The organism is Pseudomonas sp., assembly GCF_049300855.1.
Classification (GTDB): domain Bacteria; phylum Pseudomonadota; class Gammaproteobacteria; order Pseudomonadales; family Pseudomonadaceae; genus Aquipseudomonas.
In genome coordinates this window covers 43,900-68,068 of the sequence record NZ_JBAQKH010000026.1, presented here as the reverse complement: position 1 = coordinate 68,068, position 24,169 = coordinate 43,900, and the positions used below count along the sequence as shown (strand labels likewise).

Below are 24,169 nucleotides of genomic sequence, written 5' to 3'. Positions count from 1 at the left end.
ATTTGGGCTTCAATCGGTTCAACTCTGTGGCCTCATCCCTTGAGAAAGTCCGAACATGAACAACAACAAATCATGGTCAGGTTTAGTCGCCACGGAGGCTTTCGCCACCCGTGGGACTGCGCAGTGGGCGTCGTCTACGGACGCGCCAACAACCTGCATGCGGGGCTGCTCCCAGGCAGCCACCGCCAATGAAGCAACTGCCAAGGCTCCAACCAAAAACAAACCTCGTGCAATTTCTAGTTTCATCGCTATAAACCTTTGATAGCGCTGCCAAACGCCGTCTCATAAAAATAGACGAGTTTTTTCCAGTCCGCGTCGCGGAACGACGAATGGCGACGTAATTGTTTCATGTCGTGGGAGGCGGCGCGGTAAGCGGTCAGACGCTGGCGGCACTTCTCCAGGTCAATCAAGGCCACTTCGACTTTGGCCGATTCGCCTTCACCGGTCACTCGCACGAACACATGCTTGATGTAGATGCAGCTGTGCTGCCAACGGCCCTTGTGCATGCGCGCCAGATTCTCGGCAAGGTCTTTGAGCACACGCTCATAAACCACCTCGCCACACTGGTCGCGGCCACCGGCCGATGCCAACCAGTGTTCCAGTTCCTGGAAACCGTCCAGGGACTTGGTCACCAACAGCGCTCGCCATTTGTGCTGCGGATCAGGCTGGGCACCACAGAAAACGATCTCCGGTACTCGCACACCGAGCTTGCTGACGCCGGTCAGCGCGTCCAGTTCACGCAAAACAGTGGGACGCCCGAAAGGGTGTAACCAACTGCGATAAATATGTCCGGTCTGGCGTTTCGCATACAGCAATTGACCATCGCGCCCCACGACCCTTTGCACACCACTTTCGCCACCGCGCCGGACATTGGGTTCTTCCACCCACTCACCGCGCTGGTTCCAGTAAAAGTCAAAGCGATCTTGCGGAGCGACTTCCGTTTCTGCTGCAAATTGCACTGCCATCCTGTTACCTCTTGCGTAATACGTAAACCCGCCACATGGCGTAGAGCGGAATAAAGTCCAGTTGTTCCTGAATTCGAAAACCTGCTGCTTCGAATTCCTTTTCGACCGTAGCGGCCGGTAACACAAAGCGATTCTGGTACTCGCGCTTGTCACGGTTTTTCTCCGCACGCTCACGCTTCCAGGCCTTGAAATTGCCGTCGACCCACAATGAAACAATCACACTGTCACGGGTAACGCGCTCGAATTCTCGCAAAATCGCCATGCGATGCTCGGCTTCACCGATGTGGTGGAGCAGACGCATGCAGAAAATGCTGTCGACTGCGTTGTCCGGCAGGGCAATGTCGAACGCAGACGTGTGCAAGGGTTGTACCCGTTTCACCACATCGGCCGGTTGCGACTGCATCGCCGTCTTGATCATCGACTCGGAATTGTCCGCGCCGATGATCACCCGGTTGGCTTTTTCGCCCAGCAGTGGCCAGAAACGCCCCGCACCGCAGGGCAGATCGAGCACCAGCCCCGGTTCACCGACCGCCGCCAGCGCCTTGCGGGCCACCTGTTCGTCACGCCAGTGGGACAGACGACGTCCAAGACTTTCTTTGTGTTTGCGCAGGTATTTCTGCGCGTGTTGATCGTCGTACTTCTCGGAAAAATCGAGTTTGATCGGGCCGGCCATCACCAGGACTCCTGAGTTGCTGATGGCACCACATTAGGGAGCGGCGTGTCAGCGTCAGGTCATCCATTTGTGAAAAAAACGTCCGGTAAACCGACAAACTATTACAGAGTTATACAGGATTTAGACAGGAAGGAGGGAGTAGCCTGAAGCCACTATTTGCGTCAGATTTTTCCGAGATCCACTTCGAAGCGGCAGCCATTGGGCTCCATCGTGCTCAAGTTGACGCACCACCCCTGGTTTTCGCAGATCCGCTGCACCAGCGATAAGCCGAGCCCCAAACCTTCGCCGCGTTTTTCCGTACCGCGCACAAACGGCTGGAACATGGCTTCGCGTTTTTCCTCGGGAATGCCCACACCGGAATCTTCAACCATGAAGCCGTTGGCATTGAGCGTCAGGCGAATGAACCCCTGCTCGGTGTAATGGCAGGCGTTGCGCAACAGGTTGCCCATCACCGCCGTCAACAGCGTGGCGTTGTAGCAGGTGTCCGGTGGATTACCGGGTTCGAATTGCAAGGTCAGCCCTTTGCTTTCGATCGGCTCGCGCCACACGCACAACAGACTGTCAGCCACTTGCGCGAGCGTTTGCTGTGGCGCCGAGCCGGCATCTTCGCGCTGGGCGCGGGCGAGCATCAGGAAGGTCTGCACCAGTTCGCGCATTTCCTCACTGGCCCGGGCAATGCGCTCGACCTGATTGCGTCCACGCTGATCGATGGCCGGGTTTTCCATCAGCAATTCGCAGGAACTGGCCAGCACCATCAACGGCGTACGCAACTCGTGGCTGACGTCGCTGGTGAACAATCTTTCACGGGTCAACGCCTGACGCAGACGCCCCAGCGTCGCATCGAACGCCACTGCCAGTTCGCCGACTTCATCGGCCGCATAATCGGGTGCCAGCGGCGGCGCCAGGCCGAGTAACTGGTCGCGATGGCGCACCTGCCGCGCCAGGCGCACCACTGGCGCCATCACTTTGCGCGCGAGCACCCAGCCGAGAAACACCGCCAGCGCCAGACTGAGCACGAAGCCCACCAGCACCACGGCAAACAGCACGCGCTCACGCTCTTCGAAATCGCTTTGATCCTGCAGCAAGACATAACGTCGACCGTCGACGATCTCGACCATCGCGTGGTACGACAGTTGCTCGCGGAACACCTCATGGAAGCCTGAATCGAGGTGGCGTAAATCCTTGGGCAGCTCGAAATCACCCGGACCGCCGCTGAAATAGAACAGCTGATCCGGTTCCGGACGATGGCTCCAGTCCGAGACGTTGTCCATCAGCAGTAGGCGCTGCAAGTCGCCGCCCAGCCCGGCCGAAATCAATTTTTCTTCCACAAGGTGCACGGTCGCGACGATGCCCATGGCAAAGGCGCCAGCCACCAGTGCGCTCATCAACGCAAAGGCAATGATGATCCGTTGGGAAAGGCTTTGCTTAAACTCCATCACGGCCCTCGGCCAAGCGGTAACCGACACCGTGCACGGTGTGCAGCAGTGGCTTGGCGAACGGCTTATCGATGACTTGGCGCAACTGGTGAACGTGGCTGCGCAGGCTGTCGCTGTCCGGACAGTCATCGCCCCACAGCGCCTCTTCGAGAATTTCCCGACGCAACACGTGCGGGCTCTTCTGCATCAACACCGCCAGTAATTTCAGGCCGACCGGGTTGAGTTTCAGCAGTTTGCCCTCGCGGGTCACTTCCAGCGTGTCGAGGTCGTAGCTCAGATCACCGACCTGCAAGGCACGGCGGCCGCCCCCTTGAGCACGGCGCATGACCGCCTCGACGCGTGCCGCGAGCTCAGACAACGCAAAGGGTTTGACCAGGTAATCGTCGGCGCCGGACTTGAAGCCCTGCAAGCGGTCGTCGAGTTGGTCGCGGGCAGTGAGCATGATCACCGGGGTGTCACGCCGAGCGTCTTCGCGCAGGCGCTTGCACAGCGTGTAGCCATCGATGCCCGGCAACATGATGTCGAGCACGATCAGGTCGTAATGTTCGGTGGCAGCCAGATGCAGGCCCGACAGACCGTCCTGGGCGCAATCGACGGTGTAGCCCTTCAGCCCCAGGTAATCGGCCAGATTGGCCAGGATGTCGCGGTTGTCTTCGACCAATAAAATTCGCATGGCATCTCCTCCGTACACAGTAACGGCCGTCATGGCCCGCGCAGCTTAAGGCCAGATTCAGCTCAGAGCTAGGGCTGAAAGCCTCGTAAATCAACTCTCTCAAGCAAATTCAATCCTTAACAAGTTTTTCACTATCGGTTCACAACCTGACTACAGTGACGACGCGACACTCTCGCGCCATTAGATATAAGGAATGTAGACAATGGACTTTTTCAAGACGGCGCCCCTGCGCCTTCTGCTGTTGGTCACTGGCGTCTGGCTGGTGCTGTTCTTCCTGACCCGAACCGTCCTGCTGCTGACTCACCTTGATGAGGCCGGCGGCATTGCGCTTTCCGTGTTCGGCATCGGTCTGTTGTATGACTTGGGTTTCCTCGCCTACGCGGCGCTGCCGATGGGCCTGTACCTGTTGCTCTGCCCGCCGGCGCTGTGGCGTCGCCGTGGTCATCGCTGGTTTCTGCAAGGGCTGCTGACCGTCAGCCTGTTCGCCATGTTGTTCGTCTCGGTGGCCGAGTGGCTGTTCTGGGACGAGTTCGGCGTGCGCTTCAACTTCATCGCTGTCGACTACCTGGTGTATTCCGACGAAGTGCTGAACAACGTGCTGGAGTCGTACCCGATCGGCACACTGCTGAGCATTCTGGCGCTGCTGGCCATTGCGCTGAGCTTTGCCCTGCGCAAGCCGTTCAATGCGGCGCTGGACGCTCCGCTGCCGCCGTTGCGTGGGCGTTTGCTCAATGCGCTGGCGTTGCTGGTCGTCGCTGGCCTGAGCCTGCAATTGCTCAGTCAGGACGCACCGCGCGCCCAGGGCGGCAACGCCTATCAGAATGAACTGGCGAGCAACGGCCCGTACCAGTTTTTCGCCGCGTTCCGCAATAACGAACTGGACTACACCCAGTTTTACGGCAGCCTGGCGCCGGAAAAAGTCGCCCAACAGATTCGTGCTGAACTGAATGAATCCAATGCGCAGTTCATCGGCCAGGATCCGCAAGACATTCGCCGGATGATCGATAACCCCGGCACCCCGCGTAAACCGAATATCGTGCTGGTGACCATCGAAAGCCTCAGCGCCAAGTACCTGGGCAGCAATGGTGACAAACGCGACCTGACGCCGAATCTGGATGCTCTGCGCAAACAGAGCCTGTACTTCAATAACTTCTACGCTACCGGCACTCGCACGGACCGTGGTCTGGAAGCCATCACCCTGGCCATTCCACCGACTCCGGGCCGTTCGATCGTCAAGCGCATCGGCCGTGAAAGCGGTTTCGCCAGTCTCGGTCAGCAGCTGAGCGCAGTGGGCTACGACAGTGTGTTTGTCTACGGCGGACGCGGTTACTTCGACAACATGAACGCGTTTTTCAGCGGCAACGGTTACCGTGTAGTCGACCAGAGCAGCGTTGACGAAGCAGAGATCCACTTCAAGAACGCCTGGGGCATGGCCGACGAAGATCTGTACACGCAGACGCTGAAGCTGGCCGATGCCGACTATGCCAAACAGCAGCCGTTTCTATTGCAGTTGATGACCACCTCCAACCACCGTCCTTACACCTACCCGGACGAGCGGATCGACATCAAATCCGGTAACGGTCGCGATGGTGCGGTGAAGTACACCGACTACGCGATTGGCCAGTTCCTGGAACAGGCACGGCAGAAACCGTGGTTCGATAACACGATCTTCATCTTCGTCGCCGACCACACGGCCGGTAGCGCCGGCAAGGAAGATCTGCCGATCAGCAACTATCAGATCCCATTGTTCATCTACGCACCGAAACTGATCGAGCCTCGCGAGAATGGCCAACTGGCCAGCCAGATCGACCTCGCGCCGACGCTGCTGGGCTTGTTGAACATGGATTACCAATCGACGTTCTTCGGTCGCAACCTGTTGCAGGACAACCCGCTGCCGCCGCGTGTCGTGGTCGGCAACTACCAGCATCTGGGGCTGTTCGACGGCAAGGATCTGGCGATCCTCAGTCCGCGCCAAGGCTTGCGCCGACATGACGATGCGCTGAGCGAAAGCCGCGAATCCCGGGCATCCAGCGATGACCCGCTGATCAGCCGTGCCATCACCTATTACCAAACCGCCAGTTATGGCTTCAAGCAACAGCTGCTTGGCTGGAAAGCACCCAAGGAGGGTGCTCCGCAAGTCAGCGAACGTTAAATCGAAGCGCCCCGGGCTGATGCCCCGGGGCGTTCTCTTTTATTCAGGAACCAACATGTCATCAAATGTTGTACGCCCCACGCCTCGCCCGATGAATCTGAGACTGTATCTGGGCATTCCCCTCATCGCGGCGATAAGTCTGATTCTGCTGGAAATGACTGACCTGGACATGGTGCTGGCGCAGTTGTTCTACGATCCGGTTGCCGGCGACTTCATTGGCCGCCACAGCTTTTTCCTTGAAGACATCCTTCACGACCGTGCCAAACAGGTGGTGATCGGCTTCTCGGTGTTTGCGGTACTGGGCTTTATCGGCTCGTTTTTTATCGCAAGACTGCAGCCGTTCAAGCGCGAACTGGGTTGTCTGGTGCTCTCGCTGGGCCTCGCCACTTCGTTCGTCACGCCGGTTAAAGCGGTGACGGCCGTGCAATGCCCATGGAGCCTGGAGCAATTCGGCGGGCATGAAACCTACAGCAAACTGATGGAGCATCGCCCAGAGACCAACAAGCCCGGCCGTTGCTGGCCCGGTGGCCATGCGGCGACGGGGTTCACCTTGTTTGCGCTGTTCTTTGTCCTGCGTGATCGCCGGCCGCGTCTGGCGCGTCAGGCGTTTATCTTTGCCTTTGCGCTGGGCTCGGTGTTTTCGATCAGCCGGATGATGCAGGGCGCGCACTTCTTCTCGCACAACGTGTGGACGGCGATTTTCTGCTGGCTGATTTGCCTGGGGTCGTATTACTGGGTGCTGTATCGCCCGGCGGTGAAGGCCGAGGCCGTGGTCCAGGCACAACCGGTCAGCGTGTGAAATCATGAACCCAATGTGGGAGCGAGCTTGCTCGCGAATGCGGTGTATCAAACAACATACATGTTGACTGACATGCCCTCTTCGCGAGCAAGCTCGCTCCCACAGGGAAACAATGTGCCCTGAGTTCTGGGCAATAAAAAACCCCGCTGACTCGCGTCAGCGGGGTTTTGCGTTACAGGGGTACGGCTGGCTTACATCATGCCGCCCATGCCACCCATGCCGCCCATGTCTGGCATACCGCCGCCAGCACCGCCGTCTTTCTTCGGCGCGTCAGCAACCGCGGCTTCGGTGGTCAGGATCAGACCGCCGATCGAGGCTGCAGCTTGCAGAGCGGAACGGGTGACTTTGGTTGGGTCCAGGATGCCCATTTCGATCATGTCGCCGTATTCGCCAGTTGCGGCGTTGTAACCGAAGTTACCCTTGCCGTTCTTGACCTGGTTAACGACAACGCTTGGCTCGTCACCGGAGTTGGCAGCGATCTGACGCAGCGGCGCTTCAACAGCGCGACGCAGCACAGCGATACCGACGTTCTGGTCAGCGTTGTCGCCGGTCAGTTCGGTCAGGGCTTCCAGAGCGCGGATCAGCGCTACGCCACCGCCAGGTACCACGCCTTCTTCAACGGCTGCGCGGGTTGCGTGCAGGGCGTCTTCAACGCGGGCTTTCTTCTCTTTCATTTCTACTTCGGAACCAGCGCCAACCTTGATCACTGCAACGCCGCCGGACAGCTTGGCCAGACGCTCTTGCAGTTTTTCACGGTCGTAGTCCGAGGACGTTTCAGCAACCTGCGCACGGATCTGAGCGATACGGGCTTCGATGTCGCCTGCAACACCGGCACCGTCAACGATGATGGTGTTTTCCTTGGAGATGGTCACGCGCTTGGCGCTGCCCAGGTTTTCCAGGGTGGCGGCTTCCAGGCTCAGGCCGATCTCTTCGGAGATAACGGTACCGCCGGTCAGAACGGCGATGTCCTGCAGCATGGCCTTGCGACGGTCGCCGAAGCCTGGAGCCTTGACGGCTGCAACTTTGACGATGCCACGCATGTTGTTCACAACCAGAGTCGCCAGGGCTTCGCCTTCAACGTCTTCGGAAACGATCAGCAGTGGACGGCCGGCTTTGGCAACGGCTTCCAGCACTGGCAGCATTTCGCGGATGTTCGAGATCTTCTTGTCGACCAGCAGCACCAGTGGGTTGTCCAGTTCGGCAACCATGGTTTCCGGCTTGTTGACGAAGTACGGGGACAGGTAGCCACGGTCGAACTGCATGCCTTCTACAACCGACAGTTCGTTTTCCAGGCCAGTGCCTTCTTCAACGGTGATTACGCCTTCTTTACCGACTTTTTCCATGGCTTCGGCAATGATGTCGCCGATGGAGTTGTCGGAGTTGGCGGAGATGGTGCCTACCTGAGCGATTGCCTTGGTGTCAGCGCAAGGCTTGGACAGGTTTTTCAGCTCTTTGACGATGGCGATGGTCGCCTTGTCGATACCGCGCTTGAGGTCCATCGGGTTCATGCCGGCAGCGACGGCTTTCAGGCCTTCGTTGACGATCGACTGAGCCAGAACGGTAGCGGTGGTAGTACCGTCGCCTGCGTCATCGTTGGCACGGGAGGCAACGTCTTTGACCAGCTGCGCGCCCATGTTTTCGAAACGATCTTCGAGTTCGATTTCTTTGGCGACGGAAACGCCGTCCTTGGTGATGGTCGGAGCGCCGAAGCTCTTCTCGAGGATCACGTTACGGCCTTTCGGGCCCAGGGTCGCTTTTACCGCGTCAGCCAGAACGTTGACGCCTTTGAGCATCTTGGAGCGGGCGGCATCGCCGAACTTAACTTCTTTAGCAGCCATGATCGATATTCCTTAAATACTTTGTAGTAGCGGGAAAATGAGCGGGGGATCAGCCTTCGATAACAGCGAGGATTTCGTTCTCGCTCATTACCAGCAGGTCTTCGCCGTCGACTTTCACAGTGTTGCTGCCGGAGTAAGGACCGAACACAACCTTGTCGCCTTCTTTAACGGACAGTGCGCGCACTTCGCCGTTTTCCAGAGCTTTGCCCGGGCCTACAGCGAGAATCACACCGTGGTTGGCTTTTTCAGCAGCCGAACCTGGCAGGACGATACCGCCAGCGGTTTTCTTTTCTTCTTCGCTGCGACGGATAACGACGCGGTCATGCAGAGGACGAAGCTTCATTGTCGATCTCTCCTAATTGTGGTTTTCATCGGCCGGTGTAGTCCCGGCGGGTTTAACGAATCCGGCCTGCGCCGGTTGCGGTTCGTCGAGCGAACCGCGGAAGTCTGTCCGACGCAAATGTCGGAAACCTTTCGGTGACCGATACATAAGGGCGCATAAGCTTATTACAAGGGCGAGGCGAAAAATTTTTCACCGATGTTCTGCACAAAAGCAGCTCATAAAAGAACACGGCACCCGAAGGTGCCGTGCAGAGAGAGCAGTTACTTGCTGTCGCGATGTTCGAACTCGCCTTCGATCACATCACCTTCGCGGCCCAGCGGCTGACGCGGTGCGGGACCGCCACGAGGTTGCAGGTCATCGGCGAACGCACGCTGGCGCATGGCCTGTTCTTCGGCGCGCTTACGCATTTTATTCGCCAGCAGACGACGCGAGATCGGCAGCAGCATGACCAGACCGACCACGTCGCTGATGAAGCCCGGCAGGATCAACAGGCCACCGGCCAATGCCAGCATCAACCCTTCGAGCATGGTTTGCGCGGGCAGTTCGCCGCGGTTCAGGCTTTCGCGGGCACGCAATGCAGTGGCCAGACCGGCGACGCGCAGCACAAACACACCGAACATCGAGCCGACAATGATCAGCAGCAGGGCCGGAAAAAACCCGATAGCCCCTGCCACTTTGACGAATACGAACAGCTCCAGCACTGGAAACAGCAGAAAGAGCAACAGAAAAGGGCGCATCAAAGTTTCCTCAACGCAAGAAATGCCTTGCAGTAAGCCTTAGATGACGTCGCCCTTTCGTGAATTCAAGCGTCGGCCACTGCATTTTTTGCCCAGACCTCGGCGTGAGCCAGAGAAACCAAGGCTTCGCGCACTTGTGTCGGCGTATTACAAGGTGCCGGGAACGGCAACCAGTACAGCGCCTGACCGATGCGCAGGTGCATGCCTTCCGTGTCGATCCCGGCCAGTTGCGCCGGCACGCTTTTCGGCAGACCGGCGAGGTCGACGTAGTGCGCGATGGCTTTGGCGTGGTCGCTGTTCATGTGCTCGACCATGCTGATTTCAGCCTTGCCGGCGAACGGGTTGGCCAGGGTCAATTGATCGACCCAGTGAATCGCACCGAAACCGCCGATGTAGCGGTGACGCACCGGGCTCAGCACCCAAAAGTCGAAATCGTGGGCCTTGTGGTAATTCTGCGAATCCGGGAAATAGCGGTAGTAACGCTCGGCGGCCGCTTCGATGGCTGCGGGGTCTTCGAGTTTCTGCGCCTGGGCCAGATAGGTCAGGCGACCAACGGCTTGTACGTCGTCAGCTTCACGCTCACCCACCAACAGCGAGCATTTCGGGTCTTTTTCCAGGTTGTGAGTGTGCTGGGCGATGCGGCTGATCAGGATCAGCGGCCGGCCCTGCTCGTCCAGGCAGTACGGCACGACGGAGCCAAAGGGAAAACCGGGCATCGATTTGGAGTGGGTCGACAGCACTCCACGGTATTCCTTGAGAAGCAATTCTCGGGCATTCTTCGCCACTTCAACGCTCAATTTATGACTCCTTAAATAGAATCCGTCGAAAAAACGGACAGGCGCCGGGATTCAAGTCCCTGTCACGCCAGCGGGCAATTCTCATGTGCAACCCAGCCAAGGCCGGTGCAGATCGAGAGTCGCTGAAAACAAAAACTACTCAGACCTGCTATCGGGGCATGCGAATGCAACTCAACGACAAAGTAATCATTATCACTGGCGGTTGCCAGGGTTTGGGCCGTTCGATGGCCGAGTATTTCGCCGGCAAAGGCGCGAAGCTCGCCCTCGTCGACCTCAATCAGGAAAAACTCGACGACGCGGTCGCGGCGTGCAAAGCCAGAGGCGTCGAGGCGCGCAGCTACCTGTGCAACGTGGCCAATGAAGAGCAGGTCGAGCACATGGTCGCCCAGGTCGCCGCTGATTTCGGTGCGATCCACGGCTTGATCAACAACGCCGGGATCCTCCGTGATGGTCTGCTGCTGAAGGTCAAGGACGGCGAAATGACCAAGATGAGCCTGGCACAGTGGCAGGCGGTGATCGACGTCAACCTGACCGGCGTGTTCCTCTGCACCCGCGAAGTGGCGGCGAAAATGGTCGAGCTGAAGAACAGCGGCGCGATCATCAACATTTCGTCGATCTCGCGTGCCGGTAACGTTGGCCAGACCAACTATTCGGCGGCCAAGGCTGGCGTTGCGGCGGCGACAGTGACCTGGGCCAAAGAGCTGGCGCGTTATGGCATTCGCGTGGCGGGCATTGCCCCGGGTTTCATCGAAACCGAGATGACCCTGGGCATGAAGCCCGAAGCGCTGGAGAAGATGACGGCGGGGATCCCGCTCAAGCGCATGGGCAAGCCGGAAGAGATCGCCCATTCGGCGGCGTATATCTTCGAAAACGACTACTACACCGGGCGGATTCTGGAGATGGATGGCGGCTTGCGCATCTAACTGACAACACAAAAACCAATGTGGGAGCGAGCTTGCTCGCGAAGGCGGCGTATCAGACAACTGATGGGTTGAATGACACTCCGCGTTCGCGAGCAAGCTCGCTCCCACAAGGTTATCGGGGTTGCGGATTGATCAATCGTCGCTGATGGTGATGTTCGGCATCGCCGGCGTGGCCGCTTCCTGCAACACGATCCGCGCGCCGACGTGGCGGGCCAGTTCCTGATAGACCATGGCAATCTGGCTGTCCGGTTCGGCGATCACGGTGGGTTTGCCACCATCGGCCTGCTCGCGGATCAACATCGACAGCGGCAGCGACGCCAGCAGTTCAACGCCGTATTGCGTCGCCAGTTTCTCACCGCCGCCCTCCCCGAACAGATGCTCGGCATGCCCGCAGTTCGAGCAGATGTGCACGGCCATGTTTTCCACCACGCCCAGCACCGGAATGTTGACCTTGCGGAACATTTCCACGCCTTTGCGTGCATCGAGCAATGCCAGATCCTGCGGAGTAGTGACGATCACCGCGCCGGCCACCGGGACTTTTTGCGCCAGGGTCAGCTGAATGTCGCCAGTGCCTGGCGGCATGTCGATGACCAGATAATCCAGATCGCCCCACGCGGTTTGCGTGACCAGTTGCAGCAAGGCGCCGGAGACCATCGGCCCGCGCCAGACCATCGGCGTGTTGTCGTCGGTCAGGAAGGCCATCGACATGACTTCAACGCCATGGGCCTTGAGCGGCACGAACCACTTCTGGTCCTTGACCTCCGGGCGGGTGCGCTCGGGGATGCCGAACATGATGCCTTGGCTCGGGCCGTAGATATCGGCGTCGAGAATGCCGACCTTGGCGCCTTCGCGAGCCAGTGCCAGTGCGAGGTTGGCAGCGGTGGTCGACTTGCCGACCCCACCCTTGCCGGAGGCCACGGCGACTACGTTCTTGACGTTGGCCAGCCCCGGAATCTGTGCCTGGGCCTTGTGCGCGGCGATGACGCTGTTCACTTCAACCTTGGCGATCACCACGCCATCGAGGTTTTCGATGGCCAGTTGCAGCAGTTGCGCCCAACCGCTCTTGAACAGACCGGCGGCGTAGCCGATTTCCAGCTGCACGTTTACGCGGTCACCGACGATCTCGATGTTTTTCACGCAACCGGCGCTGACCGGGTCCTGGTTCAGGTAAGGGTCGGTGTATTGGCTGAGGACGGCTTCCACCGCTGCGCGAGTGACGGCACTCATGGGCAACTCCGATAACAAGACTGGGAAAAGATGGCGGCTATCCTACCCCTTCTATCCTCCGGACGGCATGCCCGGCAACGATTTGCAGGGGTGAAATATCTTGCCCGGCGCTTTATAGTGGCCGACCTCCGTTTCATCAAGTAGCGAAGCCCCACATGTCCGAACCACGCAAGATCCTCGTCACCAGCGCCCTGCCCTACGCCAACGGTTCGATTCACCTTGGCCATATGCTGGAATATATCCAGACCGATATGTGGGTGCGCTTCCAGAAGCATCGCGGCAATCAATGCATTTATGTCTGCGCCGACGACGCCCACGGTTCGGCGATCATGCTGCGCGCGGAAAAAGAAGGCATCACCCCGGAACAACTGATCGCCAATGTGCAGGCTGAACACAGCGCCGACTTTGCCGAGTTTCTGGTTGATTTTGACAACTTCCACTCCACTCACGCCGAAGAAAACCGTGAGTTGTCGAGCCAGATCTACCTCAAGCTGCGTGACGCCGGGCACATCGCCCAGCGCTCGATCACCCAGTATTTCGACCCGGAAAAGAAAATGTTCCTGGCCGACCGCTTCATCAAGGGCACTTGCCCGAAATGCGGCACTGAAGACCAGTACGGCGACAACTGCGAAAAATGCGGTGCGACCTATGCACCGACTGACCTGAAGGATCCGAAGTCGGCGATCTCTGGCGCCACCCCGGTGCTCAAGGATTCCCAGCACTTCTTCTTCAAACTGCCGGACTTCCAGGAAATGCTGCAAGCCTGGACCCGCAGCGGCACCCTGCAAGACGCCGTCGCCAACAAGATCGCCGAATGGCTGGATGCCGGCCTGCAACAGTGGGACATCTCCCGCGATGCGCCGTACTTCGGTTTCGAGATTCCGGGGGAGCCAGGCAAGTATTTCTACGTGTGGCTGGACGCGCCGATCGGCTACATGGCCAGCTTCAAGAACCTCTGCGAGCGCACGCCGGAGCTGGACTTCGACGCGTTCTGGGGCAAGGATTCCACCGCCGAGCTGTACCACTTCATCGGCAAGGACATCGTCAACTTCCACGCGCTGTTCTGGCCAGCGATGCTCGAAGGCGCCGGCTACCGCAAACCGACCGGCATCAACGTGCACGGCTACCTGACCGTCAACGGCCAGAAGATGTCCAAGTCGCGCGGCACTTTCATCAAGGCCCGCACCTATCTCGATCACCTGTCGCCGGAATACCTGCGCTACTACTACGCGGCCAAACTGGGCCGTGGCGTCGATGACCTCGACCTGAACCTCGAAGACTTCGTGCAGAAGGTCAACTCCGACCTGGTCGGTAAAGTAGTCAACATCGCCAGCCGCTGTGCCGGTTTCATTCAGAAAGGTAACGCCGGCCTGCTGGTCGACACCAATGCTGCGCCGGAGCTGACCGAGGCTTTCCTCGCTGCCGCGCCAAGCATTGCCGACGCCTATGAAGCCCGCGACTTCGCCCGCGCCATGCGTGAAACCATGGCCCTGGCCGACCGCGCCAACGCCTGGATCGCCGACAAGGCGCCGTGGTCGTTGAACAAGCAGGAAGGCAAACAGGCTGAAGTCCAGGCGATCTGCGCCACCGCCATCAACCTGTTCCGCCAACTGGTGATCTTCCTCAAACCGGTGCTGCCGCTGCTGGCTGCCGATGCCGAGGCATTCCTCAACGTCGCCCCGCTGACCTGGAACGACCACACCACCCTGCTGGCCAACCACCAGTTGAACGAATTCAAGCCGTTGATGACCCGCATCGACCCGGTAAAAGTGCAAGCCATGAGCGACGCCTCCAAAGAAGACCTGACCGCCAGCCAGACCGACACCGGTGCCGCCGCCCCGGCCGGCAATGGCGAACTGGCCAAGGAACCGCTGTCGGCGGAAATCGACTTCGACGCGTTTGCCGCCATCGACCTGCGCGTCGCGCTGATCGTCAAGGCCGAACACGTGGAAGGCGCCGACAAGCTGCTGCGCCTGACCCTGGATATCGGTGATGAGCAACGCAACGTGTTCTCCGGCATCAAGAGCGCCTATCCGGATCCGTCGAAGCTCGACGGTCGCCTGACCATGATGATCGCCAACCTCAAGCCACGGAAAATGAAGTTCGGTATCTCCGAAGGCATGGTGATGGCGGCGGGCCCTGGCGGTGAAGAGATTTACCTGCTGAGCCCGGACAGCGGCGCCAAGCCGGGTCAACGCATCAAGTAAGGCCCTGCAACACATCGATCCCACCGGCGTGCCCCGCATGCCGGTGGGATTTTTCATATCTGGCCCAGCCAACGTGGCTGCCGGATAATGCCTAACCTTAAGAGACCTCCGCCCGCTTGGCCGGCAGAACCATGACCGAACTCGTGCTTACGCTGATCAGTGCCGCCCTGCTCAACAATTTTGTGTTGCACTGGCCGCTGGGCGTCGATCCGCTACTGGCGGCCAGTCGTCGCCAGGTGCATGCGCTGGGTTTGGCGACGTTGTGTCTGATGTTGATCGTCGGCATCAGCAGTGACGCCATCTGGCATTGGCTGCTGGTGCCGCTGCAACTTGAGGCCTTGCGGTTGTTCGTGTTTCTGCCATTGAGCGTGTTGCTGATCGCCCCGCTGCTCAAAGGCCTGGCTCGCGGCTTGCCCAATTTGCCATTCGACGGTTTGTGGCCGCTGTTGCTGGGCAACGCCGGCGTGCTCGGATTGGCGCTGATCAATGCGCAAAATGACCTGGGTTGGTTGCCTGCAATCGCGTTGAGTCTGGGTGCCGGGCTGGGTTTCTGGCTGGTGCTGAGCCTGTTTCAGGATTTGCGTGAACGCAGCGCCGACAACGACATTCCCCTGCCCTTTCGCGGCTTGCCGATCGACCTGATCGGCGCCGGACTGATTGCAGTGATTTTTCTCGGATTCAGTGGACTGATCAAAACATGAGTCTGATTCAACGCATCGATGCGCTCCTGCCGCAGACCCAATGCGGCAAGTGCGGCCATCCCGGATGCAAGCCGTACGCAGCAGGCATCGTCGAGGGCGAGCCGATCAACAAGTGCCCGCCCGGTGGTGATGAAACCATCGCGGCACTGGCCGAGCTGTTGAAAGTGCCGGTGCTGGAGCTGGACATCAGCCGTGGTTCGGCACCGCCGCAAGTCGCGTATATCCGCGAAGCCGAATGCATCGGCTGCACCAAATGCATTCAGGCGTGCCCGATCGATGCCATCGTTGGTGCTGCCAAACTGATGCACACCGTGCTCATTGATGAGTGCACCGGTTGCGATCTGTGCGTTGCGCCCTGCCCGGTCGACTGCATCGAGATGCATCCGCTGCCGCCGAGCACATTGCCCGTGGTCGGGGGCTTGGCCTTCAGCCTGCAAGAGCAGCGTGCCCGCGCGGCCAAACGCGATCACGCGCGCCAGCGTTTCGAACGACGCAATGCGCGCCTGCAAAGGGAAGAACAGCAGAAACAGGCAGAGCGTGAAGCGCGAGCCCAACGCGCTGCTCAACCACAAGTCAGCGCCAGCGATCCGGTGCAGGCTGCGCTGGAGCGAGTTCGCGCGCAGAAGGCCGCCAGCGTCGATGCGGCACTGAAGAAAGCCAAGATCGATGTGGCGATGAGCCGTGCGCAATTGCACAAATCGCTGAAAGCCTTCGGTCATCCGCCGACGTTCGAACAGCAGGCGCAATTGATCGTGCTGCAACAGCAATTCGAAGCGGCGGAACAGGCGCTGGCACAAATGGAAAGCAGCCAGCCAGCAGAACCGCCAGTCGCCGCCCCGGCGAAAGATGCCGACCTGAAGCGGGCAAAAATTCAGTTGGCCATGCGTCGCGCCGAACTGAAAAAAGCCCAGGCTGCCGATGCCGCACCGGCGCACATAGCGACGCTGGAACAGGCGCTACGCGATGCCGAACAGGCGCTGCACGCCGCCGAAGCCAGTAGTGATCAGCCTGTGCCTGATCTGGTGCGCGTTGAGAAACGTCCGATCGACAGCCAGCTTCGTCAGTTGAAAACGGAGATGGCCTACGCCCGTGCCGACCTCAGCAAACTCGAACGCCAGGCTGACACGCCTAACGAAATCCTCGACAAGGCCCGCGCCCGCCTGCACGACGCCGAGCGCCAGGTGCAAGATCATGTCACCCCTTGAGGCACCCGATGATCGCCTGCAACAGGCGATGAAGCGGGTGCTGCTGGCCACCCTGCCGGGACTGTTGGCGCTGTTCTGGTTCTATGGGTGGGGCGTGTTGATCAATCTGATCCTGTGCGTCAGCAGCGCAATGCTGGTTGAAGCGGGCGTCGCGCGGCTACGCCGACAACCGCTACAACCCGCGCTGAGTGATGGCAGTGCCTTGGTCAGCGCGACGTTACTGGCCGCCGCCTTGCCACCGTATTGCCCGTGGTGGCTGACGGTGACGGCGATGGCCACGGGGCTGTTGTTCGGCAAGCATGTGTACGGCGGCGTCGGCAGAAACCCGTTCAATCCGGCCATGCTCGGCTTCGCCCTGGCGATGGTGCTGTTTGCCCAGCCAATGACTCAGTGGCCAGCGCATGGCATGGATCTGTCAGCGACGCTGCAACACGTCTTCAATCTCGGCCAGGCGCCGGACGCCTGGGTGCAGGCCACCGCACTGGACAGTCTGCGCATCAACAAAAGCCTGACCATGGACGAGCTGTTCGCCAGCAATCCGGCGTTCGGTCGCTTCGGCGGGCGCGGCGTGGAATGGGTGAACCTGGCGTTCCTCGCCGGCGGGCTGTTCTTGCTGCAACGCCGCGTTTTTGCCTGGCAGGCGCCGGTCGGTATGCTCGCCAGTCTGTTTGTTGCAAGCCTGCTGGGCTGGAACGGCTCGGGCTCGGACTCGCATGGCTCGCCCCTGTTTCATCTGCTCAGCGGCGCGACCATGCTCGGCGCGTTTTTTATCGTCACCGAACCGGTATCCGGCGCGAAAACAGCGCTCGCTCGCTTGTTGTTTGGCGTAGGCGTCGGGTTACTGACTTACCTGATTCGCACGTGGGGCGGTTACCCGGATGGCGTCGCGTTCGCGGTGCTATTGATGAACCTTTGCGTGCCGGCACTGGAGCGCTTTGCCGCCAGCCGTCAGCCACAGGTGAGCCCATGAACCGCGCGACCAGCACGCTGACCCTGGTGCTGCTGACCGTGGTTGGTGTCGGTGCGACCTGTTTTGTGCAGCGCAGCAGTGCGCCACAGATTGCCGCCGAGCAACGCTTGCTCGACAGTCGCAAATTACTCGATGTGCTCCCCACCGAGATCTACGACAACCAGCCGCTGGAAAAGCCACTGACATTGAGTCAACCTGCGTTGGGCCACAGCGCACTCATCGGCGCTTACCGCGCGAGCAAAAACGGGCAAGCGGTGGCCGTGTTGCTGCGCAGTCAGACGCAGGGCTATGCCGGCGTCATCGAGTTGCTGATCGCCATTGATGCCAACGGCAAATTACTCGGCGTGAAAACCCTGCAGCACAGCGAAACCCCGGCACTCGGCGGCCTGATCGGCGATTGGCCGAACAGCTGGCTGCAGGCGTTTTCCGGCAAGTCGAACACCGATCCGACCGAAGATGGCTGGGCGTTGAAAAAAGATCACGGACAGTTTGATCAGATCGCCGGGGCGACCATCACCTCGCGGGCGGCGCTCAATGCCATCCATGATGCGCTGCGCTACTTTGATGAACATCGGGCAGCATTACTGGGGAGCGGAGCATGAACCGTTCAGCGAGCGCGTTGCTTTGGGTGTTCCTGCTCGGCACGACTGCCACGTTGGCCGGCGCCCTGGGGACGTTATTGATGCTGGTCGCCGTGGTCGGCACTTATGGCGTGTGCATGGCCCCCCTGCGCTCGCGCCTGAGCGGCAGCGCCGCATGGCTGGCCAGTATCGTGCTCGCTGCAACATTGGCCAGTTGTGCCGAGATCCTCGCGCAACGCTGGTTTCTGCCATGGCAGCAGGCGTTTGCAGTCTACGCAGGCTTGATCGCCTGGCAATGCCTGCTGCTGGAACACAATGGTTTCTTTCGCCAACCTCTGGCCGAATGCTTCAAGCACTGCGCCCTTTTTGGCGCCGTGCTGCTGGGGTTTGCCGTGCTGCGCGAACTCATCGGCCACGGCAGCCTCGCTGTCGGCTTGACGGAGCACTGGCATGGCCTGGTTTTCTTCGGCGCCGGCCTGCATGGGGCGACGCTGGTCCCCGGCGCCTTGATTCTCGCCGGATTGCTGTTGGCCGCTCGTCAGGCGTGGACTCGTTCGAACTCAATTTCCAAGGAAACGCATCGCCCATGAATGCTGCAAAACGTCTTGAGATTTTTCGTCGACTGCATGAAGACAATCCCGAACCCAAGACCGAACTGGCCTATTCCTCGCCTTTCGAACTGCTGATTGCGGTCATTCTTTCGGCGCAGTCGACCGACGTCGGCGTCAACAAGGCCACGGCGAAACTGTTCCCGGTGGCCAACACGCCGGCGGCCATTTATGCCCTGGGCATCGAAGGGTTGTCCGAATACATCAAGACCATCGGCCTCTACAACAGCAAAGCCAAGAACGTCATCGAGACTTGCCGCTTGCTGGTCGAGCGCCACGACAGTGAAGTTCCACAGACCCGTGAGGAACTGGAAGCCCTTCCCGGGGTAGGCCGCAAAACGGCTAACGTCGTACTCAATACCGCTTTTCGCCAGTTGACCATGGCGGTCGACACGCACATTTTCCGGGTCAGCAACCGCACCGGCATCGCCCCGGGTAAAAATGTGGTTGAGGTAGAAAACAAGCTGATGAAATTTGTACCCAAGGAATTTCTGCTCGACTCACACCACTGGCTGATTCTTCACGGGCGTTATGTGTGTCTGGCCCGCAAGCCGCGCTGTGGCAGTTGCCGCATCGAAGATCTGTGCGAGTACAAACACAAAACTTCGGACGATTGATCGGCTATTGCAATAATTGATAAGTCGATTGAAAAAATCTTTTTTACCCGTCGCTGCATTACCGATATAAGGAGCGCCAAAGGCAGTATTAGCCGGGAGTCAACCTTGTATGAGTACTGACAAAGAAGCACTGGATGTAGACGACGACATCGAGACTGAAGACGCCGAACCTGTGGTCGAAGTCGCCAAAACCAATCTGAGCAAACGCCGCACCATCGACAACCTGCTTGAGGAGCGCCGACTGCAAAGGCAATTGGCTGATTACGACTTTGATCTTTGAAACTTGAAAGCCTCCCGAAACGGAGGCTTTTTACTTTCTGCGATAGCTGAATTCGATCGGCCCATGATTCCGTCAGCCACTCAGACTTTCAGACAAGTCCGTTACGTTGCGCCAACTCGATCAGATCGACCAGCGAGCGCGCGTTGAGCTTGAGCAACAAGCGGGTTTTATAGGTGCTGACGGTCTTGTTGCTCAAAAACATGCCATCGGCGATTTCCTTGTTGGTCTTTCCACGCGCCAATTGTTGCAACACCATCATTTCGCGCCCCGAAAGACGATCGACCATATCGGCCTCACTGGCGTTGCCCAGGCTTGTCCGCACGGTATGCAGTGCCTGATTGGGAAAATAGCTGTAGCCAGACAATACCGCTTTGATCGCGCTGAGCAATTCGGTCAGATCCTGTTGTTTACATACATAACCTGCCGCCCCCGATTGCATGCAGCGCATTGAAAAATGCCCGGGTGCCTGCGACGTCAACACCAGCACTTTAATTGGCATGGCAGTTGTGGTCAGTCGCGCAATAACCTCCAGACCATCAAGTTTGGGAATGCCAATATCCAGAATGACAATATCCGGCATTTGTTCGCGAGCAAGTTGTAACGCATCCACACCGTTATCAGTTTCCGCAATGACTTCGTAGCCATGACGTTCCATCAGCATACGCACCGCAAGACGAATGACGGGGTGATCATCCACGATCAGCACTTTATTCATGGGCAAGTCCAGTTTCGCTGTTCGAATTTTTAGAGCACGCACAATAGCCCAGTCACTTGTGCGATGGCATGCCAGGTCTCACATGCACTTGCATCGAGAGACATTCCCTACAGCCATTGAGGATAAATCCCACAAAAAACCCTTCTCCGTCTTCGCATCTGATGCGTTCTGGCTTGTTTCTTCGCGGTATTTTCTCGCTTCTCGCCCCGCGCCATCTGTTCCCTATTGCCGTAGACACTGTCACGGCGATCGGGCCTTGCTGACCGGACAGTTAAAATCAGACACATAAAACCGCCTGACAATACTTGAACTGGTTAAGCACATGGAAATACCAGGCAACAACATCACCCACTTACCGCAGCAGCACACCGCCAATAACTTACAAAGTTTTAAACCAAGGTTACTTATACTTCATCAGATGTTTTTGCTATAACCAGAAACACGAAAAACCGCCAATTCAAAACACACTGCATTAACAAACATCAACCAAAGAGCAAATAATGTTAAAGATAAAGAGTAAAATCACCAACCCGATGACGGTCATCGCCATCTTCGCTGCAATTTCCGAAGCATCGGCCGCCGTCTCTCTGCCGTTTCTCAATAACGACGATCGGGAGTTCTACGTCTGGTTCCTGATCACCTTTCCGTTCTATTTGTTGTTTCTGTTCTTCATGACATTAAACTTCAACTATCGGTCGCTCTATTCCCCCTCAGACTTCGAAACCGACAAGAGTTTTTTAAAAGCCATCGACAACAATGATCGCAACAGCAAACGAAACACATCGACACAAGATTCCGTCGCCCCCGGCTTTCTCGGCGTTTCAAGTTGCATCGTGTCCGCCGAAACCGTCGCAGACCCGTGCCAGAACACATGCAAGGCGCATAGCGTGCCCGACCCGCCACCGGACAGCGTCATAAAAGCCAAACCAGTTGTTCAACACCATGTTCAATTAGCCATGCCCTCGAGCAACCTGCACATCATCGACGCGAGGGGTATCAATGCAGTGAAAGAGCTCAACACGCTTCTGGAAAAAATCCCCCGCAGCGAGAAGAAAACCGGGCGGCTCATCATTTTTATCAGCAACCACGTTTCGGACGGTTTACTGACACAAAACGCCTTACTGCAAATCAAACAGGCGAAGAAAGGCTCGGGCACAACGCCCTGCATTGTTTACAACGTGTGTTCGCAAGCGGTAACGCTGCTGGGGCGGGTTTGAAAGAACAGCCCTCGCCGGGCAGATGGGGCGAGCAAGGTAGAGCATCCAATAAAAAGGGCGATCTTGTCTCGCAGACAAGATCGCCCTTTCATTTACGCACCGGTCTGAACAATCAGAACAGCTTGCGGCCCTTGTTGGCAGCAATGCGCATGCGCAGCGCGTTGAGCTTGATAAAGCCCGCCGCGTCGGCCTGGTTGTAAGCGCCGCCATCCTCTTCGAAGGTCGCGATGTTGGCATCGAACAGTGAATCGTCGGACTTGCGGCCGGTAACGATCACGTTGCCTTTGTACAGTTTCAGGCGAACCACACCGTTCACGTTGACCTGCGAAGCGTCGATCATCTGTTGCAGCATCAGACGCTCAGGGCTCCACCAGTAACCGGTGTAGATCAGGCTGGCGTATTTCGGCATCAGCTCGTCTTTGAGGTGAGCGACTTCGCGGTCCAGCGTGATCGATTCGATCGCACGGTGCGCGCGCAGCATGATGGTGCCGCCCGGGGTTTCGTAGCAGCCACGGGACTTCATGCCGACGTAACGGTTTTCGACGATGTCGAGACGGCCGATACCGTGAGCACCACCGATCTTGTTCAGCGTCGCCAGTACGGTGGCCGGGGTCATTTCGACGCCGTCCAGCGCAACGATGTCGCCGTTACGGTAGGTCAGTTCCAGGTATTGCGGTTTGTCAGGAGCGTTCTCCGGGGAGACGGTCCATTTCCACATGTCTTCTTCGTGCTCGGTCCAGGTGTCTTCCAGCACGCCGCCTTCATAGGAGATGTGCAGCAGGTTGGCGTCCATCGAGTACGGGGATTTCTTCTTGCCGTGACGCTCGATCGGAATCGCGTGCTTCTCGGCGTAGTCCATCAGCTTCTCGCGCGACAGCAGGTCCCACTCGCGCCAAGGGGCGATGACTTTTACGCCAGGCTTGAGTGCATAGGCACCCAGTTCGAAACGCACCTGATCGTTGCCCTTGCCGGTGGCGCCATGGGAAATGGCATCAGCGCCGGTTTCGTTGGCGATTTCGATCAGGCGCTTGGCGATCAGCGGACGTGCGATGGAAGTACCCAGCAGGTACTCGCCCTCGTAAACGGTGTTGGCGCGGAACATCGGGAACACGAAATCACGCACGAATTCTTCGCGCAGATCGTCGATGTAGATTTCTTTGACGCCCATGGCCTGAGCCTTGGCGCGGGCCGGCTCGACCTCTTCGCCTTGACCGAGATCAGCGGTGAAGGTCACCACTTCACAGTTATAAGTATCCTGCAGCCACTTGAGGATCACCGAAGTGTCCAGGCCGCCGGAATACGCCAGAACGACCTTGTTTACGTCCGCCATGCCATCACTCCACGGGGTTCTACGGAAAGCCGAGGAGTCTACCGCTCAAACGCGATAATTTACAGAGGCGCGACAGCTTAAGACGACAAAGCGACAGAAGCTGTCGAGAGCGCGACGATGACCGGCGGGTCAGGAAGTCGCCGCAGTGCTGGCGGGCGTGCTCGCTTGCGGTGCCGGAGTAGTAATCGGTGCCACTCGCGCCAGCTTGACATTGACCCGACGGTTCTTCGCGCGATTGGCTGCATTGGTGTTCGGCACGATGGGATATTGCTCGCCATGGAAACGCACGGTGATCTGCGATTCCTGAATGCCATTGGCCTTGAAGAAATCGACCACTGCCAGCGCCCGCCGGCGCGACAGCTCACGGTTGGTCAGGCGATTGCCGCTGTTGTCGGAATGGCCGTCGAGTTCGATGTGATTGACCGTCGGATCGGCCTTCATGAATTCGAGCATCACTTGCAGCTTGGCCTTGGCGGCGGCATCGAGGTCGACGCCTTCACCGGGGAAGCCGATCTGAGACTGCTTGATCTGGTCGAAATTCTGCGGCAGCAATTTCGCCACGCACGTCTGGTAATCGTTGAACGCCTTGCTGAACTTGACCGGCAATAACCGCACTTCCGAAACCCGGCCATCGCCCGAGGCACGGCGTACGACCGGGCTGCGACCGTCCAGCAGACCGCTGATCAGACCACCGGCCTGCGACTGCGAGCTGTTAAACAGCACATTACCGCTGCCGAGCCTCACAGAGCCCAGATTGATGTCACCACGGCCCGGTTGCCAAGGCGCAGCGGCTGCCAGCAACGTCGCCGAGCCGCCACCGAGCATGGCGTTGTAGGCATTCAGACGGAATATCGCCTGCTCGCCCGCCTTGCGCACGAATTCACCCGAGCCGAAATCGGTGATCGGCTGGGTCAGACGACATTCGAACTTGTCGCCGGCGACCGTCCACTCAATGTTCTCCAGACGGGTCTGGTACGTGAGCGCCATCGCCGGAAGGCTGGCAAACACACTGAGCAAGGCTAAATAACGCTGGCGCACGGGAGGCTCCATTGGCTTCTGAAACACAAAGACCGATTCACACTATGTTTACGGCATACCTACGGGATATCGGACGCTTGCCGCAAAACTTGATAGCGAGTGCCTGCAAGAGTCTTTTCCGGTAGCATTCGCCTCAG

The 24,169-nt window shown here is 58.6% G+C and carries 25 protein-coding genes; 12 read left to right on the top strand and 13 right to left on the bottom strand.

The features are described 5' to 3' along the window. Positions 1-18: 18 nt before the first annotated feature. From WA225_RS09945 to colR, 5 genes are all read right to left on the bottom strand, one after another. Positions 19-246, bottom strand: coding sequence for a hypothetical protein (locus tag WA225_RS09945; RefSeq protein WP_034153490.1), 228 nt, complete (start codon positions 244-246; stop codon positions 19-21). A gap of 2 nt (positions 247-248) precedes the next feature. Then, on the bottom strand, positions 249-965 hold the full coding sequence (locus tag WA225_RS09940) for a lipopolysaccharide kinase InaA family protein (RefSeq protein WP_422607804.1): 717 nt from the start codon (positions 963-965) through the stop codon (positions 249-251). Between the two features lie 4 nt (positions 966-969). Continuing rightward, positions 970-1,638: a class I SAM-dependent methyltransferase gene (locus WA225_RS09935; protein WP_422607803.1), complete on the bottom strand. Its 669-nt coding sequence runs from the start codon at positions 1,636-1,638 to the stop codon at positions 970-972. A 161-nt stretch (positions 1,639-1,799) separates the two neighbouring features. Next, the gene (locus tag WA225_RS09930; RefSeq protein ID WP_422607802.1) at positions 1,800-3,074 is read right to left on the bottom strand and encodes a sensor histidine kinase; all 1,275 of its coding nucleotides are present in this window, start codon (positions 3,072-3,074) and stop codon (positions 1,800-1,802) included. Then, positions 3,064-3,747, bottom strand: coding sequence for a two-component system response regulator ColR (gene colR, locus WA225_RS09925; RefSeq protein ID WP_129395306.1), 684 nt, complete (start codon positions 3,745-3,747; stop codon positions 3,064-3,066). The genes WA225_RS09930 and colR overlap by 11 nt, the downstream gene beginning before the upstream one ends. A 202-nt stretch (positions 3,748-3,949) precedes the next feature. Between colR and WA225_RS09920 the strand changes: the two genes are divergently transcribed. After that, positions 3,950-5,899 carry an LTA synthase family protein gene (locus tag WA225_RS09920; protein ID WP_422607801.1) on the top strand — a complete coding sequence of 650 codons (1,950 nt, stop codon included), beginning with the start codon at positions 3,950-3,952 and terminating at the stop codon, positions 5,897-5,899. A 55-nt stretch (positions 5,900-5,954) separates the two neighbouring features. Then, the gene (locus tag WA225_RS09915) at positions 5,955-6,698 is read left to right on the top strand and encodes a phosphatase PAP2 family protein (RefSeq protein ID WP_422607800.1); all 744 of its coding nucleotides are present in this window, start codon (positions 5,955-5,957) and stop codon (positions 6,696-6,698) included. A gap of 191 nt (positions 6,699-6,889) precedes the next feature. Here WA225_RS09915 and groL read toward each other — a convergent pair whose 3' ends face one another. The 4 genes from groL to WA225_RS09895 form a co-directional block, all read right to left on the bottom strand. Beyond that, positions 6,890-8,536, bottom strand: coding sequence for a chaperonin GroEL (groL, locus tag WA225_RS09910; protein ID WP_422607799.1), 1,647 nt, complete (start codon positions 8,534-8,536; stop codon positions 6,890-6,892). A 49-nt stretch (positions 8,537-8,585) separates the two neighbouring features. Then, positions 8,586-8,879, bottom strand: coding sequence for a co-chaperone GroES (locus WA225_RS09905; RefSeq protein ID WP_007916610.1), 294 nt, complete (start codon positions 8,877-8,879; stop codon positions 8,586-8,588). A 260-nt stretch (positions 8,880-9,139) separates the two neighbouring features. Next, complete coding sequence (locus tag WA225_RS09900; RefSeq protein WP_422607798.1) at positions 9,140-9,616, bottom strand: FxsA family protein; 477 nt, start codon at positions 9,614-9,616, stop codon at positions 9,140-9,142. A gap of 65 nt (positions 9,617-9,681) precedes the next feature. After that, positions 9,682-10,413, bottom strand: coding sequence for a HugZ family protein (locus WA225_RS09895; protein WP_422607797.1), 732 nt, complete (start codon positions 10,411-10,413; stop codon positions 9,682-9,684). Between the two features lie 164 nt (positions 10,414-10,577). Here WA225_RS09895 and WA225_RS09890 point away from each other — a divergent pair, with 164 nt between their 5' ends. Next, positions 10,578-11,336: an SDR family oxidoreductase gene (locus WA225_RS09890; RefSeq protein WP_422607796.1), complete on the top strand. Its 759-nt coding sequence runs from the start codon at positions 10,578-10,580 to the stop codon at positions 11,334-11,336. 132 nt (positions 11,337-11,468) lie between these two features. Here WA225_RS09890 and apbC read toward each other — a convergent pair whose 3' ends face one another. After that, the gene (gene apbC, locus WA225_RS09885; protein WP_008079385.1) at positions 11,469-12,563 is read right to left on the bottom strand and encodes an iron-sulfur cluster carrier protein ApbC; all 1,095 of its coding nucleotides are present in this window, start codon (positions 12,561-12,563) and stop codon (positions 11,469-11,471) included. Between the two features lie 155 nt (positions 12,564-12,718). On the opposite strand from apbC, the gene metG reads away from it, so the two are divergent. The 8 genes from metG to WA225_RS09845 all read left to right on the top strand — a co-directional run bounded on the left by metG (position 12,719) and on the right by WA225_RS09845 (position 19,732). Beyond that, positions 12,719-14,770, top strand: coding sequence for a methionine--tRNA ligase (gene metG / locus WA225_RS09880; RefSeq protein WP_422607795.1), 2,052 nt, complete (start codon positions 12,719-12,721; stop codon positions 14,768-14,770). Positions 14,771-14,901: 131 nt separating this feature from the next. Then, on the top strand, positions 14,902-15,471 hold the full coding sequence (locus WA225_RS09875; protein ID WP_422607794.1) for an electron transport complex protein RnfA: 570 nt from the start codon (positions 14,902-14,904) through the stop codon (positions 15,469-15,471). Beyond that, positions 15,468-16,676, top strand: coding sequence for an electron transport complex subunit RsxB (rsxB, locus tag WA225_RS09870; protein ID WP_422607793.1), 1,209 nt, complete (start codon positions 15,468-15,470; stop codon positions 16,674-16,676). Before WA225_RS09875 ends, rsxB begins: the two co-directional genes overlap by 4 nt. Continuing rightward, the gene (locus WA225_RS09865; RefSeq protein ID WP_422607792.1) at positions 16,663-17,646 is read left to right on the top strand and encodes an RnfABCDGE type electron transport complex subunit D; all 984 of its coding nucleotides are present in this window, start codon (positions 16,663-16,665) and stop codon (positions 17,644-17,646) included. Before rsxB ends, WA225_RS09865 begins: the two co-directional genes overlap by 14 nt. Then, on the top strand, positions 17,643-18,248 hold the full coding sequence (locus WA225_RS09860) for an RnfABCDGE type electron transport complex subunit G (RefSeq protein ID WP_422607791.1): 606 nt from the start codon (positions 17,643-17,645) through the stop codon (positions 18,246-18,248). The genes WA225_RS09865 and WA225_RS09860 overlap by 4 nt, the downstream gene beginning before the upstream one ends. Then, a complete protein-coding gene (locus tag WA225_RS09855) occupies positions 18,245-18,817 on the top strand; it encodes an Rnf-Nqr domain containing protein (protein ID WP_422607790.1) in 573 nt (190 codons plus the stop codon). The genes WA225_RS09860 and WA225_RS09855 overlap by 4 nt, the downstream gene beginning before the upstream one ends. Further along, positions 18,814-19,452, top strand: coding sequence for an endonuclease III (gene nth, locus WA225_RS09850; protein WP_064119002.1), 639 nt, complete (start codon positions 18,814-18,816; stop codon positions 19,450-19,452). Before WA225_RS09855 ends, nth begins: the two co-directional genes overlap by 4 nt. A gap of 109 nt (positions 19,453-19,561) precedes the next feature. Beyond that, positions 19,562-19,732 (top strand): PA3496 family putative envelope integrity protein, encoded by a 171-nt coding sequence (locus WA225_RS09845; protein ID WP_422607789.1) that lies wholly within the window; start codon positions 19,562-19,564, stop codon positions 19,730-19,732. A gap of 88 nt (positions 19,733-19,820) precedes the next feature. Here the strand turns inward: WA225_RS09845 and WA225_RS09840 are convergent, their stop codons facing one another. Further along, on the bottom strand, positions 19,821-20,447 hold the full coding sequence (locus tag WA225_RS09840; RefSeq protein ID WP_064119001.1) for a response regulator transcription factor: 627 nt from the start codon (positions 20,445-20,447) through the stop codon (positions 19,821-19,823). Between the two features lie 500 nt (positions 20,448-20,947). Between WA225_RS09840 and WA225_RS09835 the strand changes: the two genes are divergently transcribed. Then, complete coding sequence (locus WA225_RS09835) at positions 20,948-21,664, top strand: hypothetical protein (protein WP_422607788.1); 717 nt, start codon at positions 20,948-20,950, stop codon at positions 21,662-21,664. A gap of 112 nt (positions 21,665-21,776) precedes the next feature. Here the strand turns inward: WA225_RS09835 and WA225_RS09830 are convergent, their stop codons facing one another. Together WA225_RS09830 and WA225_RS09825 are read right to left on the bottom strand one after the other, a co-directional pair. Continuing rightward, entirely contained in the window at positions 21,777-22,994 is a 1,218-nt protein-coding gene (locus WA225_RS09830) for an argininosuccinate synthase (protein ID WP_129395322.1), read from the bottom strand. Between the two features lie 129 nt (positions 22,995-23,123). Further along, entirely contained in the window at positions 23,124-24,032 is a 909-nt protein-coding gene (locus WA225_RS09825; RefSeq protein WP_422607787.1) for a flagellar protein MotY, read from the bottom strand. Positions 24,033-24,169 lie beyond the last annotated feature (137 nt).

What these genes read in the sequence shown, in the direction of transcription:
- WA225_RS09945 (WP_034153490.1), bottom strand. Translation starts at nt 246, where the DNA reads ATGAAACTAGAAATTGCACGAGGTTTGTTTTTGGTTGGAGCCTTGGCA.
- WA225_RS09940 (WP_422607804.1), bottom strand. Translation starts at nt 965, where the DNA reads ATGGCAGTGCAATTTGCAGCAGAAACGGAAGTCGCTCCGCAAGATCGC.
- WA225_RS09935 (WP_422607803.1), bottom strand. Translation starts at nt 1,638, where the DNA reads ATGGCCGGCCCGATCAAACTCGATTTTTCCGAGAAGTACGACGATCAA.
- WA225_RS09930 (WP_422607802.1), bottom strand. Translation starts at nt 3,074, where the DNA reads ATGGAGTTTAAGCAAAGCCTTTCCCAACGGATCATCATTGCCTTTGCG.
- colR (WP_129395306.1), bottom strand. Translation starts at nt 3,747, where the DNA reads ATGCGAATTTTATTGGTCGAAGACAACCGCGACATCCTGGCCAATCTG.
- WA225_RS09920 (WP_422607801.1), top strand. Translation starts at nt 3,950, where the DNA reads ATGGACTTTTTCAAGACGGCGCCCCTGCGCCTTCTGCTGTTGGTCACT.
- WA225_RS09915 (WP_422607800.1), top strand. Translation starts at nt 5,955, where the DNA reads ATGTCATCAAATGTTGTACGCCCCACGCCTCGCCCGATGAATCTGAGA.
- groL (WP_422607799.1), bottom strand. Translation starts at nt 8,536, where the DNA reads ATGGCTGCTAAAGAAGTTAAGTTCGGCGATGCCGCCCGCTCCAAGATG.
- WA225_RS09905 (WP_007916610.1), bottom strand. Translation starts at nt 8,879, where the DNA reads ATGAAGCTTCGTCCTCTGCATGACCGCGTCGTTATCCGTCGCAGCGAA.
- WA225_RS09900 (WP_422607798.1), bottom strand. Translation starts at nt 9,616, where the DNA reads ATGCGCCCTTTTCTGTTGCTCTTTCTGCTGTTTCCAGTGCTGGAGCTG.
- WA225_RS09890 (WP_422607796.1), top strand. Translation starts at nt 10,578, where the DNA reads ATGCAACTCAACGACAAAGTAATCATTATCACTGGCGGTTGCCAGGGT.
- apbC (WP_008079385.1), bottom strand. Translation starts at nt 12,563, where the DNA reads ATGAGTGCCGTCACTCGCGCAGCGGTGGAAGCCGTCCTCAGCCAATAC.
- metG (WP_422607795.1), top strand. Translation starts at nt 12,719, where the DNA reads ATGTCCGAACCACGCAAGATCCTCGTCACCAGCGCCCTGCCCTACGCC.
- WA225_RS09875 (WP_422607794.1), top strand. Translation starts at nt 14,902, where the DNA reads ATGACCGAACTCGTGCTTACGCTGATCAGTGCCGCCCTGCTCAACAAT.
- rsxB (WP_422607793.1), top strand. Translation starts at nt 15,468, where the DNA reads ATGAGTCTGATTCAACGCATCGATGCGCTCCTGCCGCAGACCCAATGC.
- WA225_RS09865 (WP_422607792.1), top strand. Translation starts at nt 16,663, where the DNA reads ATGTCACCCCTTGAGGCACCCGATGATCGCCTGCAACAGGCGATGAAG.
- WA225_RS09860 (WP_422607791.1), top strand. Translation starts at nt 17,643, where the DNA reads ATGAACCGCGCGACCAGCACGCTGACCCTGGTGCTGCTGACCGTGGTT.
- WA225_RS09855 (WP_422607790.1), top strand. Translation starts at nt 18,245, where the DNA reads ATGAACCGTTCAGCGAGCGCGTTGCTTTGGGTGTTCCTGCTCGGCACG.
- nth (WP_064119002.1), top strand. Translation starts at nt 18,814, where the DNA reads ATGAATGCTGCAAAACGTCTTGAGATTTTTCGTCGACTGCATGAAGAC.
- WA225_RS09845 (WP_422607789.1), top strand. Translation starts at nt 19,562, where the DNA reads ATGAGTACTGACAAAGAAGCACTGGATGTAGACGACGACATCGAGACT.
- WA225_RS09840 (WP_064119001.1), bottom strand. Translation starts at nt 20,447, where the DNA reads ATGAATAAAGTGCTGATCGTGGATGATCACCCCGTCATTCGTCTTGCG.
- WA225_RS09835 (WP_422607788.1), top strand. Translation starts at nt 20,948, where the DNA reads ATGTTAAAGATAAAGAGTAAAATCACCAACCCGATGACGGTCATCGCC.
- WA225_RS09830 (WP_129395322.1), bottom strand. Translation starts at nt 22,994, where the DNA reads ATGGCGGACGTAAACAAGGTCGTTCTGGCGTATTCCGGCGGCCTGGAC.